This window comes from Aliikangiella sp. G2MR2-5, from assembly GCF_015687155.1.
Classification (GTDB): Bacteria; Pseudomonadota; Gammaproteobacteria; order Enterobacterales; family Kangiellaceae; genus Aliikangiella.
Genome location: NZ_JADPQF010000001.1, coordinates 887478 through 907485, shown reverse-complemented (window position 1 = coordinate 907485; position 20008 = coordinate 887478). Strand labels below are relative to the sequence as shown.

The 20008-nt window shown below is 42.8% G+C and carries 17 protein-coding genes, 1 tRNA gene and 1 pseudogene; 2 read left to right on the top strand and 17 right to left on the bottom strand.

All coding sequences use genetic code 11. The features are described from left to right. Window positions 1-2 precede the first annotated feature (2 nt). Window positions 3-740: a hypothetical protein gene (locus IYN84_RS03575; protein ID WP_210330284.1), complete on the bottom strand. Its 738-nt coding sequence runs from the start codon at window positions 738-740 to the stop codon at window positions 3-5. Between the two features lie 409 nt (window positions 741-1149). On the opposite strand from IYN84_RS03575, the gene dbpA reads away from it, so the two are divergent. Further along, complete coding sequence (gene dbpA / locus IYN84_RS03570; protein WP_196137785.1) at window positions 1150-2532, top strand: ATP-dependent RNA helicase DbpA; 1383 nt, start codon at window positions 1150-1152, stop codon at window positions 2530-2532. A gap of 490 nt (window positions 2533-3022) precedes the next feature. Here dbpA and IYN84_RS03565 read toward each other — a convergent pair whose 3' ends face one another. The 15 genes and pseudogenes from IYN84_RS03565 to cysD form a co-directional block, all read right to left on the bottom strand. Next, window positions 3023-3598, bottom strand: a complete 576-nt coding sequence (locus tag IYN84_RS03565; protein ID WP_196137784.1) for an imm11 family protein — start codon at window positions 3596-3598, stop codon at window positions 3023-3025. 126 nt (window positions 3599-3724) lie between these two features. Further along, window positions 3725-3801 (bottom strand) — tRNA-Pro (locus tag IYN84_RS03560). A 133-nt stretch (window positions 3802-3934) separates the two neighbouring features. Continuing rightward, entirely contained in the window at window positions 3935-4285 is a 351-nt protein-coding gene (locus IYN84_RS03555; protein WP_196137783.1) for a MerR family transcriptional regulator, read from the bottom strand. Further along, window positions 4263-4565 (bottom strand): integration host factor subunit alpha, encoded by a 303-nt coding sequence (gene ihfA / locus IYN84_RS03550; protein ID WP_196137782.1) that lies wholly within the window; start codon window positions 4563-4565, stop codon window positions 4263-4265. Before ihfA ends, IYN84_RS03555 begins: the two co-directional genes overlap by 23 nt. Before the next feature lie 2 nt (window positions 4566-4567). Beyond that, window positions 4568-6949, bottom strand: a complete 2382-nt coding sequence (gene pheT, locus IYN84_RS03545) for a phenylalanine--tRNA ligase subunit beta (RefSeq protein ID WP_196137781.1) — start codon at window positions 6947-6949, stop codon at window positions 4568-4570. A 98-nt stretch (window positions 6950-7047) separates the two neighbouring features. Then, window positions 7048-8070 (bottom strand): phenylalanine--tRNA ligase subunit alpha, encoded by a 1023-nt coding sequence (gene pheS, locus IYN84_RS03540; RefSeq protein ID WP_196137780.1) that lies wholly within the window; start codon window positions 8068-8070, stop codon window positions 7048-7050. Window positions 8071-8309: 239 nt separating this feature from the next. After that, window positions 8310-8666: a 50S ribosomal protein L20 gene (rplT, locus tag IYN84_RS03535; protein WP_196137779.1), complete on the bottom strand. Its 357-nt coding sequence runs from the start codon at window positions 8664-8666 to the stop codon at window positions 8310-8312. A 19-nt stretch (window positions 8667-8685) separates the two neighbouring features. Continuing rightward, window positions 8686-8883, bottom strand: coding sequence for a 50S ribosomal protein L35 (rpmI, locus tag IYN84_RS03530; RefSeq protein ID WP_196137778.1), 198 nt, complete (start codon window positions 8881-8883; stop codon window positions 8686-8688). Window positions 8884-9131: 248 nt separating this feature from the next. Beyond that, entirely contained in the window at window positions 9132-9686 is a 555-nt protein-coding gene (gene infC, locus IYN84_RS03525) for a translation initiation factor IF-3 (RefSeq protein ID WP_371734815.1), read from the bottom strand. A gap of 171 nt (window positions 9687-9857) precedes the next feature. Beyond that, window positions 9858-11792, bottom strand: a complete 1935-nt coding sequence (gene thrS / locus IYN84_RS03520) for a threonine--tRNA ligase (protein WP_196137777.1) — start codon at window positions 11790-11792, stop codon at window positions 9858-9860. A 255-nt stretch (window positions 11793-12047) separates the two neighbouring features. Next, window positions 12048-13814, bottom strand: a complete 1767-nt coding sequence (locus IYN84_RS03515) for an SLC13 family permease (protein WP_196137776.1) — start codon at window positions 13812-13814, stop codon at window positions 12048-12050. Window positions 13815-13954: 140 nt separating this feature from the next. Next, a complete protein-coding gene (locus tag IYN84_RS03510; protein ID WP_196137775.1) occupies window positions 13955-14929 on the bottom strand; it encodes a DHH family phosphoesterase in 975 nt (324 codons plus the stop codon). 14 nt (window positions 14930-14943) lie between these two features. After that, complete coding sequence (cysC, locus tag IYN84_RS03505) at window positions 14944-15540, bottom strand: adenylyl-sulfate kinase (RefSeq protein WP_196137774.1); 597 nt, start codon at window positions 15538-15540, stop codon at window positions 14944-14946. A gap of 76 nt (window positions 15541-15616) precedes the next feature. Then, a complete protein-coding gene (gene cysN, locus IYN84_RS03500; RefSeq protein ID WP_196137773.1) occupies window positions 15617-17026 on the bottom strand; it encodes a sulfate adenylyltransferase subunit CysN in 1410 nt (469 codons plus the stop codon). After that, window positions 17026-17937: pseudogene (gene cysD, locus IYN84_RS03495) on the bottom strand (sulfate adenylyltransferase subunit CysD); the annotation flags it as partial. The gene cysN and the pseudogene cysD, both read right to left, overlap by 1 nt. A gap of 229 nt (window positions 17938-18166) precedes the next feature. Between cysD and IYN84_RS21625 the strand changes: the two are divergent. Next, entirely contained in the window at window positions 18167-18544 is a 378-nt protein-coding gene (locus IYN84_RS21625) for a VanZ family protein (RefSeq protein ID WP_196137771.1), read from the top strand. A 44-nt stretch (window positions 18545-18588) separates the two neighbouring features. Here IYN84_RS21625 and IYN84_RS03485 read toward each other — a convergent pair whose 3' ends face one another. Continuing rightward, complete coding sequence (locus tag IYN84_RS03485) at window positions 18589-19995, bottom strand: mannose-1-phosphate guanylyltransferase/mannose-6-phosphate isomerase (RefSeq protein WP_196137770.1); 1407 nt, start codon at window positions 19993-19995, stop codon at window positions 18589-18591. Window positions 19996-20008 lie beyond the last annotated feature (13 nt).

Here is a 20008-nt window from a genome sequence, read left to right as displayed (position 1 = left end):
CATTAATCTCGCTGATGCCATAAACTATGTGCCATTTGCTTCAAACTCGATTGCTCTCTTTCATCGGGATACCGGTTTTGATAACTCTGGGTTGCATGACAGAGAAAATCCATTAAAGGTAAGTGTCTTCTTAAAGTGCGCTGCAAACGATGGGGAACCATTGGGTTAAACATTCCTTCAAATTGAAAAAGTTGAAGTGGTCTCTTTTTCACCCAGCTCCATGACCCCATTTCCAGAGTCAAAGGTAACAAACGATTCCTTCCTCGGCCATACTTCTTGTAGAAATAATCCCATAAATCGCTATTTGTGCAATAGTGATTTGATTGCGGTTCAAAAATATATCTATGGTTGGGATAGCTACTTTCCCACAGTAGCTTTAGAGCAACCATCTGAGCAACATCTTTCATAGGTCCACGTCGATATGCATAGGGAAACCATATTCTATCAACAAGTCCCAAACCGGAATGACAGTCAATGGCGATAGTAAATGGTGATACCTGCGTTATCCTTTCGAGTCCTTTTTCTAGCAGCTGGTTTTCTCTGGCAAACAGCCCTACTTTACCTCGATACCAGGGCAAATGAGGTTTTCCTTTGACTGCACGACCAATATCTATTGCATATACCGGAACAGCAATTTCCTTATACTGGAGAATATCCAGCTTGCGATAGCTGACAGAATCTAACTGACCAAAATTGAGTAGTCTTTCCAGTTCGACCAGTTCAGGCAAACGTTTTTGCATTAGGCGCTGGCCTTCACCGCTTCTTTTATGTTTGGGAGTATTTTTCATCAGGAGCGAGTATAAATCCTGATGTATGAATTAATTATTTAAACAGTATGACAGAGCGGAACAAGTTCAGAGCAAGTATGGGACCAGAATCTGGTGAACGTCGATACCAGAAAGCTCTCCTTTAGTGGTGAGCCTTTTTTGACCTTATTGCTATCATTATCACGCAAACCGCGTATAATCGCCCACAATTTAATCAACCCCGTCCGATATTGGTTTTAGATCGCTCTGATGGCGTCCACTCCCATTTGGCAACGCCCATTCTCAATTGGTAACAGGGTTGATTTCACATCCAGAACCGATGTTTGAATTATCGGCTTGCTCAACCTGACTGAGCCTTATACAGATTTTAGGAATATTTTAAGTGACCCCTGTTTTGTTCTCGACCCTGCCGCTGTCAAAAGCGATGCTCGCCAATTTAAAGACTCTCGACTACACTGCAATGACGCCGATCCAGCAGCATAGCCTGCCGGAGATACTCAAAGGTAACGACCTGATAGCACAGGCCAAGACAGGTAGCGGTAAAACCGCCGCATTTGGCATCGGCCTGCTGCACCGGCTCGATGTAACCGAGTTCACAACCCAGGCGCTGGTGATTTGCCCCACCCGCGAACTCTCGGACCAGGTGTGTAACGAGTTACGCCGTCTGGCTCGTGCCATACCCAATACCAAAATTACTGCACTTTGTGGTGGTAAACCCATGGGCGGACAACTGGCTTCTCTGGAATGTGCTCCGCATATCGTTGTGGGTACGCCGGGACGATTGTTAAAGCACCTGACCAAGGGCAGCTTACGCCTTAATCACCTGAAGACTCTGGTGCTCGACGAAGCCGACCGTATGCTCGACATGGGTTTTATCGACGATATTAAAACGATTATTGAACGCGTGCCAAAGCAGCGGCAAACTCTGCTGTTTTCGGCCACCTACCCCGATGAAATCAAACACATCAGCGCCTCGGTACAAAATCAGCCTATTGATGTGCGGGTGGAAAGTCGCCATGAAGACAGCGATATTGAACAGGTCTTTTTCGAAGTTGAACCCGAGAATCGTATCGATGCCCTGCTCAAGCTTCTTGGTCAGGCGCAGCCTGAATCCTGCATTATCTTCTGCAATCGCAAACAGCAGTGTAACGACGTGGCCCGGGAACTCAACGCCCGAGGCATCGCGGCCAAGGCGCTGCACGGAGACCTCGACCAAAAAGATCGGGACAGGGTATTTTCCCAGTTCTGTAACCAAAGTTGTAATATCCTGATTGCCACCGATGTCGCCGCGCGCGGACTGGATATTAAAGATCTGCCCATGGTGATTAATTTTGAGTTGTCACACGATGCCGAAGTCCACGTCCACCGAATTGGCCGCACCGGTCGCGCTGGCGCCCGGGGACATGCCTACAGTTTGTTTCAGGCATCCGAAATGCCCAAGGTGATCGCGATTGAAAACGAGTGCCAGCAAAGTCTGTCATTTAAACAGGCAAGTGACATTAAAGCGGATAAGGATTACCGGGTAAAACCCGAGAAAATTACTCTGGAGATCAACGGTGGACGCAAAGACAAACTTCGCGCCGGCGATATTTTAGGAGCGCTGACAGCGGCAAAACAGATCGCCGGCAGTGACATCGGTAAAATTGATCGCTTTGAACGCTTAAGCTACGTTGCGGTTAATTCAAGCAAGGCTGCGTTAGCGCTTGATCTTTTAAATAACGATAAAATAAAAGGCAGGATATTTAAGGCTCGGCGGGTGAAGTGATTGGTAAATTTAAGAAACTTGGGGCGTTAACGCTCAATCATTAAGTACTGCTCTATGCCGGAATCTAACTTAAAGTCAAACATCCTTTATATTAGAATATTGCGGCCAGTAAGTTGCTTTTAAGCTTCTTTAGATTCTTGCTTTTGATTGATTTAGTATAGCTTTCAATAAGTTGTGTAGGTCCGACACCGATCACTAACCCTTTATGGTTGTTTTGTGCTTATAAAAATCAAGGTAAAAGATTAAAGCAATAAAATCAAAAAATTATTTTCTCGTTCGCGTCAAATGCAACAAAACCTCCCGGTAGTCTTATCTGTTTCAAAATTAAAATTGTCAGATTTTATCTAACCGGTAAGTTCTTTATACTAAGACTAATCCACATAGGCGGATTACTGAAGACTTTCTGTAATTGACATTTTGTTGACACAGGCAAAGTCACACTTATTTTTTAGACACGTTTGAACCTGAATAATTGACATCAAAATAGTATTTAATACAGCTCTAACTCTTCGATGATTACCCCCCATCCTCCACTGGGTTTATTCGATTTTAAAGCCTTTACAATTGATTCACTAATTATGATTGAGCGTGGGTCTTCAGCAAGTCTAAACATACTCACATCTTGAGTCTTCTTTCCGTCAATGACTATTTTGTTAAACGCAACAAGAGGAAGCATGCCAGTTTCTGGATTTCCCGGCATAATTTCGTCATAGTCAGAACGCTCCATATTTGTAACTTTCATCAGACCAATTACGTTAAACAAAAAATAGTCTTTTCTTTCTTCATTAGTTTCAGGATTAATTAGTGTTACCGGAAATATTTGGAAGTTATCGACATTAGCTATTTTTAGCGTGTCTACAAAAAATTGACTCACCAAAACTGCACTATCCACTAACAAGCCAGGAATAGTCTCATTACCAGGAAAGTTGTGTTCAAATATCAATGGAGGAAGGTTATCTCTTTTTAGCAGACGCCCTGCAAAAACACTTTCCGCTCCCAATTTAGGCGATTTAGTAATTCCATAATCAACATAGCAGCTAGATTCCAATAGATAGTACTTATTCATTAACCTTCCTGATGAGTGCAGACTTGTTTGTAATAGTACATAGCATATTTTTAAGGGACAATTCTGTTCAAAGAACATGTCGTACAGAGAAAGTAATGAACAGAAAAAGATAAATTTTGAAAAGAATGGTCGGAGCGAGAGGATTTGAACCTCCGACCACTTGCACCCCATGCAAGTGCGCTACCAGGCTGCGCCACGCTCCGATTGAGAAATTCTTGACCAAACCGATGTCTTCGATTTGAGGCCGGAATATTACCTGATTGGGAAAACAATGCAAGCACTAGATGTATAAAAGTGCTCGCATTTTTTAGAGATTGCTTTGTTAGTAACAGAAAATTAGTGCTTGAGGATTTGCAGCACTTCTTCCAGTTCACCAATGATTGCATTAATCACTTTAGGATCTGCCCCGGAAGGCGCATCTTCAGCTTCAAGCTGCTGACGGGCACCACCGATGGTAAATCCCTGTTCATACAGTAATTCGCGGATTTCACGGATAACTAACACATCGTCGCGCTGATAATAGCGACGATTACCCCGACGTTTTACCGGCTTGAGTTGAGGAAATTCCTGCTCCCAGTACCGCAAAACATGGGGTTTAACCAGACATAATTCGCTAACTTCCCCTATGGTAAAATAACGTTTGTCCGGAATGGGTAAAAGTTCGTTATTGTTGCTTGCTTCCAGCATAGGCCTCTACTCGGGCTTTTAGTTTTTGACCAGGACGAAAAGTTACTACACGACGAGCACTTATAGGGATCTCTTCGCCAGTTTTGGGATTCCGTCCAGGACGTTGCTTCTTGTCTCTTAAGTCAAAGTTGCCAAAACCAGACAACTTCACCTGCCTGTTATTTGCTAGTGAGTCCCGAATCTCTTCGTAAAACCCTTCTACCATTTCTTTAGCTTCACGCTTATTAAGACCTAAGTCCTCAAAAAGACGTTCTGCCATATCTGCTTTAGTCAATGCCATCGCTAATCCCTTAAAACTGCACCCAGTTTTTCTGTTAACGCCGAAATGATTCTATCGAGTGTTTTACTTATCTCGGTATCTTTAAAGGTACGGTCGTTTCGCTCTAATGTAAAGCCAATCGCAACACTCTTGTGACCCGGTTCAATACCTTTACCGCGATAAATATCGAATATCACTATACTTTTTAGCCAATTTTTAGCTGTTTGTCCAATTAAATCAACAATTTGCGTGGAAGTCACGCTTTCTTTTACTAAAATTGCCAAATCACGACGAATGGTTGGAAATTTGGAAAGTGGTTCAAATTTCGGGATCTTGCGTGAAACAGTACGCTTAAGCTCTAGCTCGAAGACATAAGCAGGCATTTCCAGATCAAAATCTTTCTCTGTTTGCGGGTGAACTTTACCGATATATCCGCATTCCTGACCATTTCGCAAAATCTGCGCAGTCTGCCCCGGATGAAGTCCGTTTCGTTGCGCGGCAACAAAAGTAAACTGATCCGCTGCAGCTGTGAGCGCAAATAACGCTTCCAGATCGCCCTTCAAATCAAAGAAATCCACCATTTCATTTTGCGCTTCCCAGTTTTCCGGGTAGCGACGACCAGAGATAATGCCTGAGATAACCTGTGTTTGCTCCAGCCCATCTTCTGTTGGTACAAATTTCAAACCGGTTTCGAACATCTTAACCTGATCATGCTGGCGCTTCTGATTATGCTCTACCGCCTTAATCAATCCGGGCCAAAGCGAAGTGCGCATCACACCCAGTTCAGAAGAGATCGGATTAAGTAATGCCAAAGGCTCCAGATCCGGGTCAATCAGCTGTTGAGAATCACGATCAATAAAAGTATATGTTATGGCTTCCTGATAACCGCGGGCTGCAAGCAAACGTGCCAATTGCAGCTTTTGAAGTTTCTTTTCCGGCTGACGAATCATCGCCATTTCACTGACCGGCTTGCGGCTTGGTACATTATTGTAACCGTAAACACGAACCAGCTCTTCGATTAGATCTGCTTCAATTGAAATATCAAACCTTTGGCTCGGAACTTCAACATCCCAGCCTTTGTCGTTTGAAGACAGTTTCATACCAAGGCGAGTGAGGATATCTTCTACCTGTTCATCGGCTAATTTAATTCCCAGAAGACGTTCTATTCTGGCGCGGCGCAATTTAACCTGCCTGGCTTGCGGGAAATGTTCGCTGGCGATTTCATCAACGATAGGGCCAGCTTCACCGCCGACAATCTCGAGTAGCAGCTCTGTAGCGCGCTCAATGACATCGGCACTCAGGTTATAGTCTACCCCACGCTCAAAGCGGTGCGAGGCATCGGTATGTAGCCCATAACTTCTTGCTTTCCCAGCAATTGCCACCGGCTCCCAATGCGCGGCTTCCAGTAACAGGTCGACAGTATCTTCATTAATACCGGAGAATTTACCGCCCATAATTCCGGCCATCGACAAGGCTTTTTCATCGTCCGCTACCACCAGGGTATCGTCACGCAGAGTGATCTCGCTATCGTCTAGCAGGATCAGTTTTTCACCTTCTTTGGCAAAACGAACTTCCAGTTTGCCATTGTTAACATTATTTAAGTCAAACGCGTGCATAGGATGACCGAGTTCCAGCATCACATAGTTGGTCACATCAACCACCGGATCGATGCTTCGAATGTCAGACGCCAGTAACCTGGCTTTCATCCACTCTGGCGTAGCCGCCTTGATGTTTACCCCTTTCATCACGCGAGCTACAAAACGCGGATTGGCTGCCGGTGCACTTAAAGTCACTTCAACCTTGTCATCGATAGTAACCGGAGCTTTTTTGATTTCAATCGGGTCAACTGTAGTTTGAGTGAGTACACCCACTTCAGTCGCGATCCCTTTAATACCAAGACAATCGCCTCTGTTAGGCGTCAAATCCACTTCAATCGCATTATCTTTAAGTCCCAGATAATCGATTAACTGAGTACCAATTTTGGCGTCTTCTGCCAGTTCCATAATGCCATCGTGATCATCAGAAATTTGCAGCTCTTTACCCGAACACAACATGCCGAACGAAAGAACACCACGCATTTTGGCTTTCTTGATTTTAAAGTCGCCTGGCAGGACACAGCCGATAGTAGCGACTGCGACTTTTAACCCCGCTCTGGCATTTGGCGCTCCACAAATAATTTGCAGATTTTCTTCACCACCAACATTAACCGAACAGACCTGAAGCTTATCTGCTTCAGGATGTTTCTCAGTAGTTTCAATTTGACCGACAACTATACCTTGTAACTCTGCGCCCATGGTTTCAACACCATCGACTTCCAGCCCGGCCATAGTCAAAGTAGCGACTAGCTCATCAGTAGAGATGTTTGGATTAACCCAGGTTCTTAACCAATTTTCACTTACTTTCATTTTTCGTTTTCCGAATTCTTTTTAACTGTTTAATCTTTGAAATTTTCTGTTTCTTTTATATGACTCTAACTCGCTACACGAGTCTCGTCTTTGCAGCTCTAGTTAAACTGCTTCAGGAAACGTAAATCGTTTTCAAAGAAAAGTCGTAAGTCATTTACGCCATAACGTAGCATGGTCATACGCTCAACGCCCATACCAAATGCGTAACCGGTGTACTCTTCGCTATCGATACCGACAGATTCAAGAACGTTCGGGTGAACCATACCCGAGCCCAAAATTTCCAACCAGCCAGTGTGACTACATACGCGACATCCTTTACCGGAACACATCACACATTCAATATCTACTTCAGCTGATGGCTCGGTGAACGGGAAGTAAGACGGTCTGAAACGAACCGCCAGATTATCATTTTCGAAAAAGTGCTTAAGGAACTCGTCCAACACACCTTTTAGATCGGCAAATGAAGTAGTTTTATCTACTAACAATCCTTCCACCTGATGGAACATCGGCGTATGCGTTAAATCCGAGTCGCAACGGTAAACTCGTCCAGGAGCGATAATTCTTACCGGTGGCTGCGTCTTTTCCATAGTACGGATCTGAACCGGAGAAGTATGAGTTCTCAGTAAGTCTCCGTTGCCAAAATAGAAGGTATCATGCATCGCGCGCGCAGGGTGATGGCCGGGAATATTAAGCGCTTCAAAATTGTGGTAGTCATCTTCAACTTCTGGCCCTTCCTCTACAGAGAAACCAATTTGTGAGAAGTAATTTACAATACGTTCAAGAGTTCTGTTTACCGGATGAATACCACCGACCAAAGAATGGCGACCAGCCAAAGTAACATCAACAGACTCGTCGGATAATTGCTGTGCAATAGCGGCCTGTTCAAATTTGGACTTTTGTGAATCCAAGACTTCTTGAATCGCTTTTTTTGCTTTATTAATCGCAGCTCCGGCAAGAGGACGCTCTTCAGCAGGTAACTTGCCCAGTGACTTTAACTGCTGGGTAAGTTCGCCTTTTTTACCTAAAAAGTCGACTTTAACTTGTTCAAGTTCTTGCAAATTGCTTGCATTATTTGCCGCATCAAGGCCGCGACTTAATAACTCTTCTACAGTAGTGGACATCTGTTTTTCCGTTTTAATTTAACTCTTGGAATAAGTACTAATTGATTCAGCTTTAGGGTTCAAAGCTAATAAATTAATACTTAGTAGTGATTATCTTTATCTTTTTTAAATTCTTAAATGAACTATTGGTAATAAAGCTCAGAAGTCATAAAAAATAAAAGGGAAGGACTGACGCCCTTCCCTTTCAAATACTGAAAAAGTTTAACTATTATTAGCTAACCTTCAAATTCAGTTGGTGCTTAAGCAAGAGCTGCTTTTGCTTTTTCAACTAAAGTAGCGAATGCTTCTTTATCGAAAACAGCAATGTCCGCCAAAATTTTACGGTCGATTGCGATAGACGCTTTCTTTAAACCGTTGATAAATTGGCTGTAAGACATACCATTAACTCGTGCTTCAGCGTTAATACGTTGGATCCATAATGCACGGAACTGACGCTTGCGCTGACGACGGTCACGGTAAGCATACTGAGCTGCTTTTGTTACCGCTTGTTTAGCAACGCGGAAAACACGGCTACGAGCACCGTAATAACCTTTTGCTGCTTTTAAGACTTTTTTGTGACGCTTATGGGCGGTCACACCACGTTTAACTCTTGGCATCTTTTAAACCTCCCAATTCTTACGCGTAAGGCAGTTGACGATTCAACTGTTCAACATCTGAAGCTTTAACCATTTCCATACCACGCAAATGGCGTTTACGCTTAGTGCTCTTCTTAGTAAGAATGTGGCGACGATGCGATTGAGCGTGCTTGAAACCACCTTTACCAGTTCTCTTGAAACGCTTTGCAGCGCCACTGTCTGATTTAATTTTTGGCATTGCTTTTTACTCCAAATTAGCATCTGCAGGTCGTAAAATCAGTTAACTAAAAGGCCAACTTCTTTTACTGTTTTGGGGTACCTAACAGTGTTTAACTTTCAAGAAAATTAAAAATTCATTTAACCTTCTCACCAAAATCCACACGGGGTTGCCAAAAACCTCGCGCAGATAAAACAGCCAACAATATCGAAAAAAGCAATATTATTGGCTATTTATTCTATTTGCGAACCTCAATAATTCGCTGAAAACTACTTTTTCTTTTTAGGCGCCAACACCATAATCATCTGGCGACCTTCAAGTTTTGGCCTGGCTTCAACTTCAGAGATTTCAGCCAAGTCCTTTTCCACCCGCTCCATCAACTCCATTCCGAGTTCTTTATGAGCCATTTCACGGCCACGGAAGCGAACAGTAATTTTCGTTTTATCGCCATCTTCAAGAAATTCAGTCAATTTCTTCAACTTAACATTGTAATCACCAATGTCAGTACCGGGGCGGAATTTAATCTCTTTTACATGAACAACGGTTTGTTTTTTCTTCGCAGCAGCTTTTGCTTTTTTCTGCTCGAAAATAAACTTGCCGTAATCCATCACTTTGCATACCGGCGGCTCAGCTCCCGGAGAAATTTCAACTAAATCAAGTTCTTCTCTTTCGGCTACATCAAGCGCTTCCTGAATGGATACGACACCAATTGCTTCTCCATCTGAACCAATCAATCGTACTTCGCGTGCAGTTATTTCTTCATTTATATTGGCACGTTGCTCTTTTTGGCCTGCCTTTGGTCTTGCTCTTTTAATGTTAAATATCCTCTAAATGGTTATCAATTAACAGCGAGAAGCTGACGGTACCCTAACTCTTTAACCTTTACCGACTTCTCCTGCACTCCTTTACTTTTGTATGTTCACCCGCTTATCAATTCGAAAGCCAAGCTAACACATTGAAAATATAGTTTATTTTCACAAGCCTTGAAGAAAAATTTACTTCTCGACCGATTCTTCTTCGTACTTGCCTTTCAATGCAATATTAGCACTTATGTGCTCAGCAAAGGCTTCAATGGACATAGTGCCCAAATCTTTACCGGAACGAGTTCTAACCGAAATCGTACTATTTTCGACCTCTTTGTCACCCGCTACCAACAAGTAAGGTATGCGCTGTAACGTATGTTGGCGAATTTTAAAGCCGATCTTCTCGTTTCTCAAGTCCGATTTTGCTCTAAACCCTTGAGAATTCAAATATTTCGCACATTTTTCGATATATTCCGACTGTTTATCGGTAATATTCATCAAAACCGCCTGCGTTGGCGACAACCATGGCGGGAACTTGCCGGCATACTCTTCGATTAAAATACCAATAAATCGCTCCAGTGAACCCAATACCGCACGATGGATCATTACTGGTACTTTCTTGCTGCCATCTTCCGCAACATATTCAGCTCCAAGGCGCCCAGGCATCGAGAAGTCCAGCTGAACTGTACCACATTGCCATACCCTGTCGAGACAATCTCTCAATGCAAACTCAATTTTTGGTCCATAGAAAGCACCTTCGCCTGGCTGCAGCTCATATTCAATACCTTTCGACTCAAGCGCGTCCGCCAGAGCCTTCTCAGATTGATCCCATATTGCATCGTCTCCAACCCGCTTTTCAGGACGAGTTGACAGTTTAATTTCGATATTTTCAAAGCCGAAGTCTGCGTAAACAGCATAAATCATATCGATTAGTACGCTAACTTCGTCCTGAATCTGTTCCTCGGTGCAGAAGACATGAGCATCATCCTGAGTAAAACCGCGAACACGCATCAATCCGTGCAATGCGCCAGAAGGCTCATTGCGGTGACAGGAACCAAACTCTGCGATACGTAAAGGCAAGTCGCGATAAGACTTAAGCCCTTGATTGTAAATCAAAATGTGTCCAGGACAGTTCATCGGCTTAACCGCAAAAGTACGACTTTCTGATTCAGTCGTGAACATATCATCTTTGAACTTATCCCAGTGCCCCGATTTTTCCCAAAGACTACGATCAAGTACCTGTGGCGCTTTTACTTCCTGGTAATCATGTTTTTTAAGGACATCCCGAATATAAGCTTCAAGCTCTTTGAAAATGGTCCAGCCATCATTGTGCCAGAAAACCATACCAGGAGACTCTTCCTGAAAATGGAATAACTCAAGCTGTTTACCCACTTTTCTATGGTCACGCTTTTCGGCTTCTTCCAAACGATGTAGATAAGCTTTTAAGTCTTTTTTGTTTGCCCAGCAGGTACCGTAGATACGTTGTAGCATTTCATTATTTGAGTCACCTCGCCAATAAGCTCCAGCTACTTTCATTAACTTGAATGCTTTCAAACGGCCAGTACTTGGTACATGCGGACCACGGCAAAGATCAATAAAATCCCCCTGCTTATACAGTGAGATTTCTTCATTACCCGGTATGCTTGCAATAATTTCTGCTTTGTAGGCTTCGCCCATATCTTTAAAAAACCGAACCGCTTCATCACGCATCATAACCGAACGCTCGACAGAGTAATCAGCCTTGGCCAGCTCGCCCATCTTTTTCTCAATCTTGCTCAAATCTTCCGGCGTGAAAGGACGCTCGTAGGCAAAGTCATAGTAGAATCCATTGTCGATAACCGGACCGATTGTTACCTGAGCTTCAGGAAACAGCTCCTTTACTGCTTGTGCCAGCAAGTGAGCACAGGAATGACGCAATACTTCAAGACCATCTACATCTCTTTCGGTGATAATTGCCAAATCAACATCTTCGGTGATGGTGAAAGAGGTATCCACTTCTTTCCCATTTACTTTGCCGGCCAAAGCAGCTTTTGCCAGGCCGGGACCGATATCGGCAGCAACATCATGTACAGTCACTGCGCTGTCGAATTCTCTCTGACTACCATCAGGAAGTGTAATTACTGGCATTGTTCTATTAAAACCTTAATTTATTATTTAATAATCAATAAGTTATAAACATATCTCGAACGGCTTTAGAGTTTGGCTTGAGTGTAAAACTAAGAAAGCACCCTTTTTCGGTGCTTCCTGATAGAGACAAGCGCTTAAAATTGCCGCATTTAACCCGCGGATGATAGCTAATAAGGCGTTGAAAAGCAAAGAAGAAATTGAACCGCGTTTGTCTGGCCTTTTCTCTTTATTGAGAAAGTCCAACAAAAAGACTGACTAGCTTAACTCCCAGATTACAGGAATTAACCCAAGAGAAATCAGTGCAGATATTATGCTAAGAGGTATACCCAGCTTTATATAGTCCTTAAACTGATAACGTCCGGCACTATATACCATCAGGTTGGTTTGATATCCCAGAGGAGAAATGAAGCTCGCAGACGCAGCAATCATGATAGCCACCGCATAAGGCACAATATTGTAGCCAAGCGCGATGACTACGCTGGAAATCAACGAATATGACAAGACTGCAGCCGCATTATTGGTAATTAGCTCAGTCAAAATTACTGTTAAAAAGTAGGTTGCGACCAGCAGGCCAAATGGACTACTGCCAACAGTGTTAACAAGGGCTTGTGCAATTAATTGCGCGCTCCCCCCTTCTGTCATAGCGGCACCGATACCATAAGCACTGCCGATTGTCAGCAAAACTTGCAAATCGATGCTTTTCTTTGCAAGTTCTAGTGAAATACATCCGAACAACACCATCAGTAAAGCAGCAGCCATTGCAGCCACTACGACGGGTATTAATCCAGATGCTGCGGCGATTATAAACCCGACCGTGAAGAAAAATGCATAAGCCCGTTTTGAACTTGGACGAATGGAGAGTTCGTGGCTAGCATGAACCAATAAAAAGTCCTTCGAATACCGATATTGTTCAATGAAGCTCCTTCTGGCTAACATTAACAAGGTATCACCGCGCTCCAGCCTGATATCCCCTATCTTTTTGTCAATTCGCTCTCCTTCTCTTAGCACAGCAATAATGACCGCATTATATTGTTTTCGAAATCCGACTTGCTTGACAGTTTTTCCAGCTAACGGATTTGAAGCACCGACGACAACTTCCACCATTGTTGCTTTTCCAGTGTCATTGGCCAGTTTGAATACCTGGTCTTCCGCAACCTTAAGCCCTTCAACATTAATCAAATCCGAAATACTGGTAACTTTGCCGGTAAACACCAAGCGATCGCCCCCGCTGAGCTTGGTCGATGGGGAGACCGCTGCCAATATCAGATCACCACGAATTATCTCGATCAGGTAAAGTCCTTTTAATTTTCTCAGGTTCGCCTGTTCGATAGTTTTACCTTCAAGTGGCCCATTTTTCGCCACAATCATTTCGACAGTATACTCTCTGGTTTTCTCTGCCTGTTTTCGACTAGAGTCATCTTCGCCTAGAATCCTTTTAGTAAATAGGACGAGAAAAAGTATGCCGAAAATAGTAATAGGCAAACCGACTAGTCCTAAATCAAAAAAACCCAATTTTTCTGAATTCGACGACTGTTGAAGAAAACCAAATATTAGCAAGTTGGTACTCGAACCAATGACAGTACAGGTTCCTCCCATTATTGCCGCGTAGCTAAGCGGCAATAAAAAGCCTCGTTTACTCCATTGGTTAGAACGACACCAAGAAGATATTCCTGGTAATAGCGCGGCAACAATTGGCGTGTTATTCATGACTGAGCTTAATGCACTAACAGGAATAGTAATATTTAAATGAGCCCGCCGATAGCTTCGAACATTGCCCAACATTTGATTGAGAACAGGTTGAAGCAATCCTGTTTCTTTGATTCCAGCGGCAACTACATAAAGGCAGGCAACCGTAAAAAAGCCTGGACTGGCAAAACCACTCAGGGCTGACTCGATAGACACCTGATTGAATATCAGTAACAGCAGCAATCCCCCGCCAAATATCAACTCGGGTTCTTTTTTAGTGGTGAAAAGGGTTATAAAACACCCAGCCACAATTGAAATCGTAATATAGGTTGCCAATATCTTATGCTCGGTTCTGTTTCAACAATTAATGCTATTTGCCTCAATTGTTCTCAAGGTCTAAAGAGCAAAGTTTGTAAAGCTCAAAGGTCCGGGTGATTCAAAATCAATCTGGACTTTAAAAAAGTTTTTGCATCAATTTAGCTGGCGTAGAAATCCGCAACTGTTGAAATGAAATCATCGAGCTGGAAATCTTCGAGCGCGTTGATTCCTGCTGCACTTGCTCGTCCTCCACCGCTGGGATGTTGGCCGCACAGGTCGCTGGCGCCAAATGGTTTTGACTTAGGCGCTCTTAAACTGATGGTTAGTGTTCCATCGGGATTGTCTGAGGCAATGATCACGGCTTTATCAGGGTTCTCTTTTGATAAACGATTGCCATAGGTTCCGCTAATACGCTTGGACCAGGCTTCATTGGGCAACTTGATTGCAACCAGGGTTTCCGACTCAGCAATTGGCATACAAGCAAGCGCGTTTGACAAGTCGCTTTCAAAGCTTGTTGTAAGCTTTTGATAAGGAGAATGACTATCGGCAATCACGTCTAGAGGAGAGTCATATTCAACTAAAATACGATACAAATCCGCAGGATCATAGTGTAAATCTTCGAGAGAATTACCATACCCGTTATAATTGACCAAGACTCCGAGATTTTTAATTGCTTCGATATCTGAGCTGTCCAGTTCGCACTGCTTCGCAAACTCGTAGGCGGACTTATCAAGTCCATCACCGAATAATGCTGCCAATGCCCATAGAGCATGCTTTCCTTCAATGTGCTTATTAATTAACAATCCAGTACAAACAAACGCCGAAGTGTCAATAATGCTTTGCAGAGATTGATGCTCAAATAAGCTATCAGCCTTGTGATGATCGCAATAAAAAACCGAAGCACCAGCCTCAAGGAGCCTCTCTACGTCTTTAACGTTTTTATCGAAAGAAATATCGAGCGCATTGATATGACTGCCAGAGAGATTATTTGTGTCAATTTTTGATAAAAGCTTAATGTCTCTTTTGACACCAGTAACTAAGTGGTGTTCTCCTTTTACAGGATTAGACTTTCTTAATTGAATCAAAGAAAAGATACCGTCCGCATCTCCATTAAATACATCATATACTTTCATTTAAACAATCTCTCTTAGGCGGGAATCACTTTGTGTTTAACCAGATATTCGACTATTTGATTCGCTGCTTCTTCTATCGATAACTTATCTGTTTCAATATGAATTTGTGGACTTGGCGGGGCTTCATACGGAGAAGAAATACCGGTAAAGTTTGGAATTTCTCCTTTTCTTGCTTTAGTGTAAAGCCCTTTTGGATCTCTCTGTTCACAAATTTCGAGTGGAGTATCAACAAAAACTTCGATAAAAGTCTCTTTGGCTAAATTTCGGGCCTGCTCTCTATCAGCAATAAAAGGAGAAATAAACGCGGTGCCTACAATCAAGCCGGCATCGGCAAAAAGGTTTGCAACTTCTGTAATCCGTCTAATATTTTCTTTACGCGAGTTGTCATCAAACCCCAGGTCAGAGTTAAGACCATGACGAACATTGTCGCCGTCCAACAAATAAGTATGACAACCTCGTTCAAATAAAATTCTATCTACTGCATTGGCAATGGTCGACTTTCCAGAACCAGAAAGTCCGGTGTACCATAGCAAACAAGGAGCATGTCCTTTTTGCTCATTACGCTCGCCTGTAGTCACAGATGCATTATGCCAAACTATGTTGCTATTCATTGCTTAAGTTCTATTTTGTTTGATATATCATTAAAAAAGCTCCTTAAAAAAGGAGCTTTTTTAGTTTCTTAAATAATTAAAGTTTTTCCGTCAACTGAGGAAAGTGTTTTCTAACAAGTTCTATCAAGTCTTTTTCAAAAGGACTTAACGCAACTTTTTCGTGCTGAACTTCTTTAGTTGCAACAAGTGCAGAGTCTATCATTCCAGCACCAACGGTAAGATTGCTCAATCTGTCAATAATGATAAATCCGCCAGTTTGCTTGTTCTTAATATAAGCATCAAAAACTACCGGCTCACTCAAGCTGATATCAACAACGCCAATTTCGTTAAGCTCAAGGAAATTTGCATCGGTTTCTTCCAGAGTATTAACATCTATCTTATGACGAATTTTTTCAAAGTCCCCGGAAGTCATCTTACCCGCAAACTTAAAAATATATTCGCGATTCGCTTTCATCGCGTCTTCGTGCATCCAGATGATCTTGGCTTTCAATCGCGGTGATACATGCGGTAATGCATCCTTTTTAACGATCATGCATCCTCGACTAACGTCAACTTCATCATTCAATGTCAAGGTCACGGCCATCGGAAAATGAGCTTCTTCTAATTCTCCATCAAAAGTTACTATCGATTTGACGCTGGAAATAGTTCCGGATGGCAATACTCTTACTGTATCTCCCACCTTCACAGAGCCAGCTGCAACCGTTCCCTGGAATCCTCTAAAATCAGAGTTTGGGCGAGAAACTAACTGAACTGGAAACCTGAAATCTTCGCTCACATGGACAGACTCGATATCTGTAGTTTCAAGATATTGCATCAAGGTAGAGCCCCGGAACCAGGCAAGCTTCTCGCTAGGGTTTACAACGTTGTCACCCTTTAATGCGGAAATCGGAACAAAACGTATGTCAGGAATATCCAGAGATCCAGCCATGGATAGATATTCGTCCTGGATTTCCTTATAACGAGTTTGAGAATAGTCAACCAAATCCATTTTGTTGATCGCAACGATAACTTGTTTAATTCCTAACAATGAACAGATAAAACTATGTCGGCGTGTTTGCGTTTGTACACCCTTGCGTGCATCAACCAGAATAATAGCCAAATCACAGGTTGACGCTCCGGTTGCCATGTTACGGGTATACTGCTCATGCCCCGGAGTATCGGCAATAATGAATTTGCGCTTGTCCGTTGAGAAATAGCGGTAAGCTACGTCAATGGTAATCCCTTGCTCTCGCTCAGACTGCAAACCATCAACCAGCAATGCCAGGTCAATTTCTTCTCCCTGTGTACCAACTTTTTTACTATCTTCGCTGATAGCGGCAAGTTGGTCTTCAAAAATCATTTTACTGTCATGAAGTAATCTGCCAATTAAGGTACTCTTGCCGTCGTCAACACTTCCACATGTGATGAACCTGAGTAACTCTTTTTCTTCATGCTGTTTAAGGTATCCTAAAATATCTTTTTCAATTAGAGGTGATGCATGACTCATTAGAAGTATCCCTCCATTTTCTTCTTTTCCATAGAACCAACTGAATCACTGTCTATGACCCTGCCTTGTCGTTCTGATGTTTTGGTTAACAACATTTCCTGAATAATTTCAGGCAAAGTTGCTGCGGTCGATTCAACAGCTCCGGTTAACGGGTAGCAGCCAAGCGTTCTAAAGCGAACATTCTTCATTTCAGGCTCTTCCCCTTCTTTCAACGGCATTCTGTCGTCATCAACCATAATCAATGTTCCATCTCTTTCAACAACCGGACGCGGCTTGGAAAAATAAAGGTCGGGAATTTGAATATTTTCCAGATAAATATATTGCCAGATATCTAGTTCAGTCCAATTCGACAAAGGGAATACTCTAATGCTCTCACCCTTGTCAACTTTGCCATTATAAATATTCCATAGCTCAGGACGTTGAGACTTAGGATCCCAGCGGTGTTTCTTATCTCTAAATGAATAGACTCTTTCCTTAGCTCTGGATTTTTCCTCATCTCTTCTTGCCCCACCAAAAGCAGCATCAAATCCATACTTGTCTAGGGCCTGTTTTAAAGCTTGAGTTTTCATTATGTCAGTATGTTTGGCACTTCCGTGGACGAATGGACTGATATTCATTTCCAGACCTTCAGGATTTTGGTGGACAAGCAGATCCACTCCCAAATCAGTTGCAATATTATCGCGAAAAGCAATCATTTCCTTAAATTTCCATCCCGTGTCAACATGCAGCAGGGGAAACGGAATTTTACCTGGGAAAAATGCCTTGCGTGCCAGATGTAGAAGTACTGACGAGTCCTTTCCGACAGAATACAGCATAACCGGATTTTCAAACTCTGCTGCAACTTCCCTGAATATCTGAATACTTTCAGCTTCTAGTTGTTTTAAATGTGTAATTTTCATACTTTGATGGCTTGTATAAGTGTCAGGCTTCGATTCAAATTAAGATTTGTCCTTGAAAGCGCGTATTCTAGTAACTTTAATACTAAATTGAAACCTTTAGCTATTGAAATTCTATAAAGGGCGTACATTAGCAGTCTCAATATCAGGAAGAAAAGTTCCATCTGGAATGTGTTCATAACCAATAAATAGGTTTATTATGGCCCCAAATTCGCATTTCAAAAATATCGGATTCACATAAAGCATGCTGAAATTTATTGTAGAACCACGAAATTATGAGTTCTTCTGGCGTCCCCTGTTTTGCGGCATTTCTATAGCGCTTCTATCTTTAACTTTAAGCCCAAAAGTTGTTAGCCCGGTCAGTCTAAATAATATTGACAAAATCTATCACCTTGTTGCTTTTGCTTCATTCAGTGGGAGTTTCAGGCTGGCTTTTAGTAGCTTAAAAATATTTTATTTAATTACGCTTTCCTGCTTGTTCGGAGTTATGATCGAGATTGTGCAGCACTTTATCCCTAATAGGTCCTTCAGTCTTGCCGATATTCTTGCGGATGTTCTGGGAGTTCTGCTCGGAGTTTTAATAGTAAAATACTTATCTACATACAAAATACGAGATCAATAAAAAAGCCCTCTTAGAGGGCTTTCTTATCAACATACTAATGGAATTTAGTCTGCGCGACCATACCTGTCATCAAACCTGACAATATCATCCTCTCCGAGATAGGAGCCAGTTTGTACCTCGATTAACTCCAATGGCACTTTACCCGGATTCTCCAGAGCATGAATCTGCCCTATTGGGATATAGGTCGACTCATTTTCCGAAACCAAAAACGTCTTTTCGCCATTAGTAACGGAAGCGGTACCCGAAACTACCACCCAGTGCTCTGCTCGATGATGATGCATTTGAACACTTAATTTGGCCCCTGGTTTAACGGTGATTCTCTTTGCCTGATAGCGCTCACCCATATCGATAGAGTCATATTTCCCCCAGGGACGGTAGACTTCTCGATGAATTTTCCATTCCGAGCGATCACTTGACTTTAATTTTTCAACAATCTTTTTGACATCCTGTACTTTAGATTTGTGAGCAACGAGCACCGCATCTTTGGTATCCACAACGACAATATCTTCTAGGCCAAGTAATGAAACCAGCCTGTCTTCGCCATGTACCAGACAATTTTTGGAGTCCTCGGCAATGACGTCTCCTAAGGTACGATTGCCATTGTCATCTTTGTCACTGACATCCCAAATTGCAGACCAGGATCCGATATCACTCCAGCCTGCGTCCATTGGCACGACCACCGCTTTTTCGGTTTTCTCCATTACCGCATAATCTATCGATTCTGAGGGACACTGAGCAAACTCTTCTTTGTCAATTCGAATAAAATCCAGGTCCTGCTGAGCTTTAGCTACACTGCGTCGGCACGCGTCCAGAATATCAGGTCGAAATTGTTCCAATTCTGCTAGAAAGCTACTGGCTTTGAACATAAACATGCCGCTATTCCAGTAATAATCACCACTTTCAAAATACTTCCTGGCTGTCTCCAGATTCGGTTTCTCGACAAATCCTGCAACTTTATACGCTGTCTCCGAAAGCTCTGCACCGCGATTAATATAACCGTAACCTGTTTCGGGTGTATTGGCGACTATTCCAAAGGTCACCAGAGAACCATCACTGGCAAACTTCTCGGCAGCTTTAACCGAAGACTGGAAAGCTTTGGTATTCAAGATAACGTGATCCGCCGCCAGCACTAGTAGCAAAGGATCGTCCCCATTTTCTATCGCTCTGAGCGCCGCCAGTGCTATCGCAGGTGCTGTATTTCGGCCTTCTGGTTCAAGAATGATTTCTCCTGCCCCGCCCTTTCCTCTCAATTGCTCAGCTACCAAAAACCGGTGTTCATTGTTGCAAATCACCAGAGGATTTTTAACATCGAGTCCTTCCAGGCGAGCGACCGTATCTTGGAGCATTGTATTTTCCCCAATGATATTGAGGAATTGTTTAGGGTAAAGTTGACGAGATAAAGGCCAGAGTCGCGTTCCCGAACCGCCAGCCATAATAATGGGCAAAATCATAATATCTTCCTTA

What these genes read in the sequence shown, in the direction of transcription:
- thrS (WP_196137777.1), bottom strand. Translation starts at nt 11,792, where the DNA reads ATGCCAGTAATTACACTTCCTGATGGTAGTCAGAGAGAATTCGACAGC.
- cysC (WP_196137774.1), bottom strand. Translation starts at nt 15,540, where the DNA reads ATGAATAGCAACATAGTTTGGCATAATGCATCTGTGACTACAGGCGAG.
- rpmI (WP_196137778.1), bottom strand. Translation starts at nt 8,883, where the DNA reads ATGCCAAAAATTAAATCAGACAGTGGCGCTGCAAAGCGTTTCAAGAGA.
- rplT (WP_196137779.1), bottom strand. Translation starts at nt 8,666, where the DNA reads ATGCCAAGAGTTAAACGTGGTGTGACCGCCCATAAGCGTCACAAAAAA.
- IYN84_RS03555 (WP_196137783.1), bottom strand. Translation starts at nt 4,285, where the DNA reads ATGCTGGAAGCAAGCAACAATAACGAACTTTTACCCATTCCGGACAAA.
- pheS (WP_196137780.1), bottom strand. Translation starts at nt 8,070, where the DNA reads ATGTCCACTACTGTAGAAGAGTTATTAAGTCGCGGCCTTGATGCGGCA.
- IYN84_RS03510 (WP_196137775.1), bottom strand. Translation starts at nt 14,929, where the DNA reads ATGAAAGTATATGATGTATTTAATGGAGATGCGGACGGTATCTTTTCT.
- ihfA (WP_196137782.1), bottom strand. Translation starts at nt 4,565, where the DNA reads ATGGCATTGACTAAAGCAGATATGGCAGAACGTCTTTTTGAGGACTTA.
- IYN84_RS21625 (WP_196137771.1), top strand. Translation starts at nt 18,167, where the DNA reads ATGCTGAAATTTATTGTAGAACCACGAAATTATGAGTTCTTCTGGCGT.
- IYN84_RS03565 (WP_196137784.1), bottom strand. Translation starts at nt 3,598, where the DNA reads ATGAATAAGTACTATCTATTGGAATCTAGCTGCTATGTTGATTATGGA.
- cysN (WP_196137773.1), bottom strand. Translation starts at nt 17,026, where the DNA reads ATGAGTCATGCATCACCTCTAATTGAAAAAGATATTTTAGGATACCTT.
- pheT (WP_196137781.1), bottom strand. Translation starts at nt 6,949, where the DNA reads ATGAAAGTAAGTGAAAATTGGTTAAGAACCTGGGTTAATCCAAACATC.
- IYN84_RS03575 (WP_210330284.1), bottom strand. Translation starts at nt 740, where the DNA reads ATGCAAAAACGTTTGCCTGAACTGGTCGAACTGGAAAGACTACTCAAT.
- IYN84_RS03485 (WP_196137770.1), bottom strand. Translation starts at nt 19,995, where the DNA reads ATGATTTTGCCCATTATTATGGCTGGCGGTTCGGGAACGCGACTCTGG.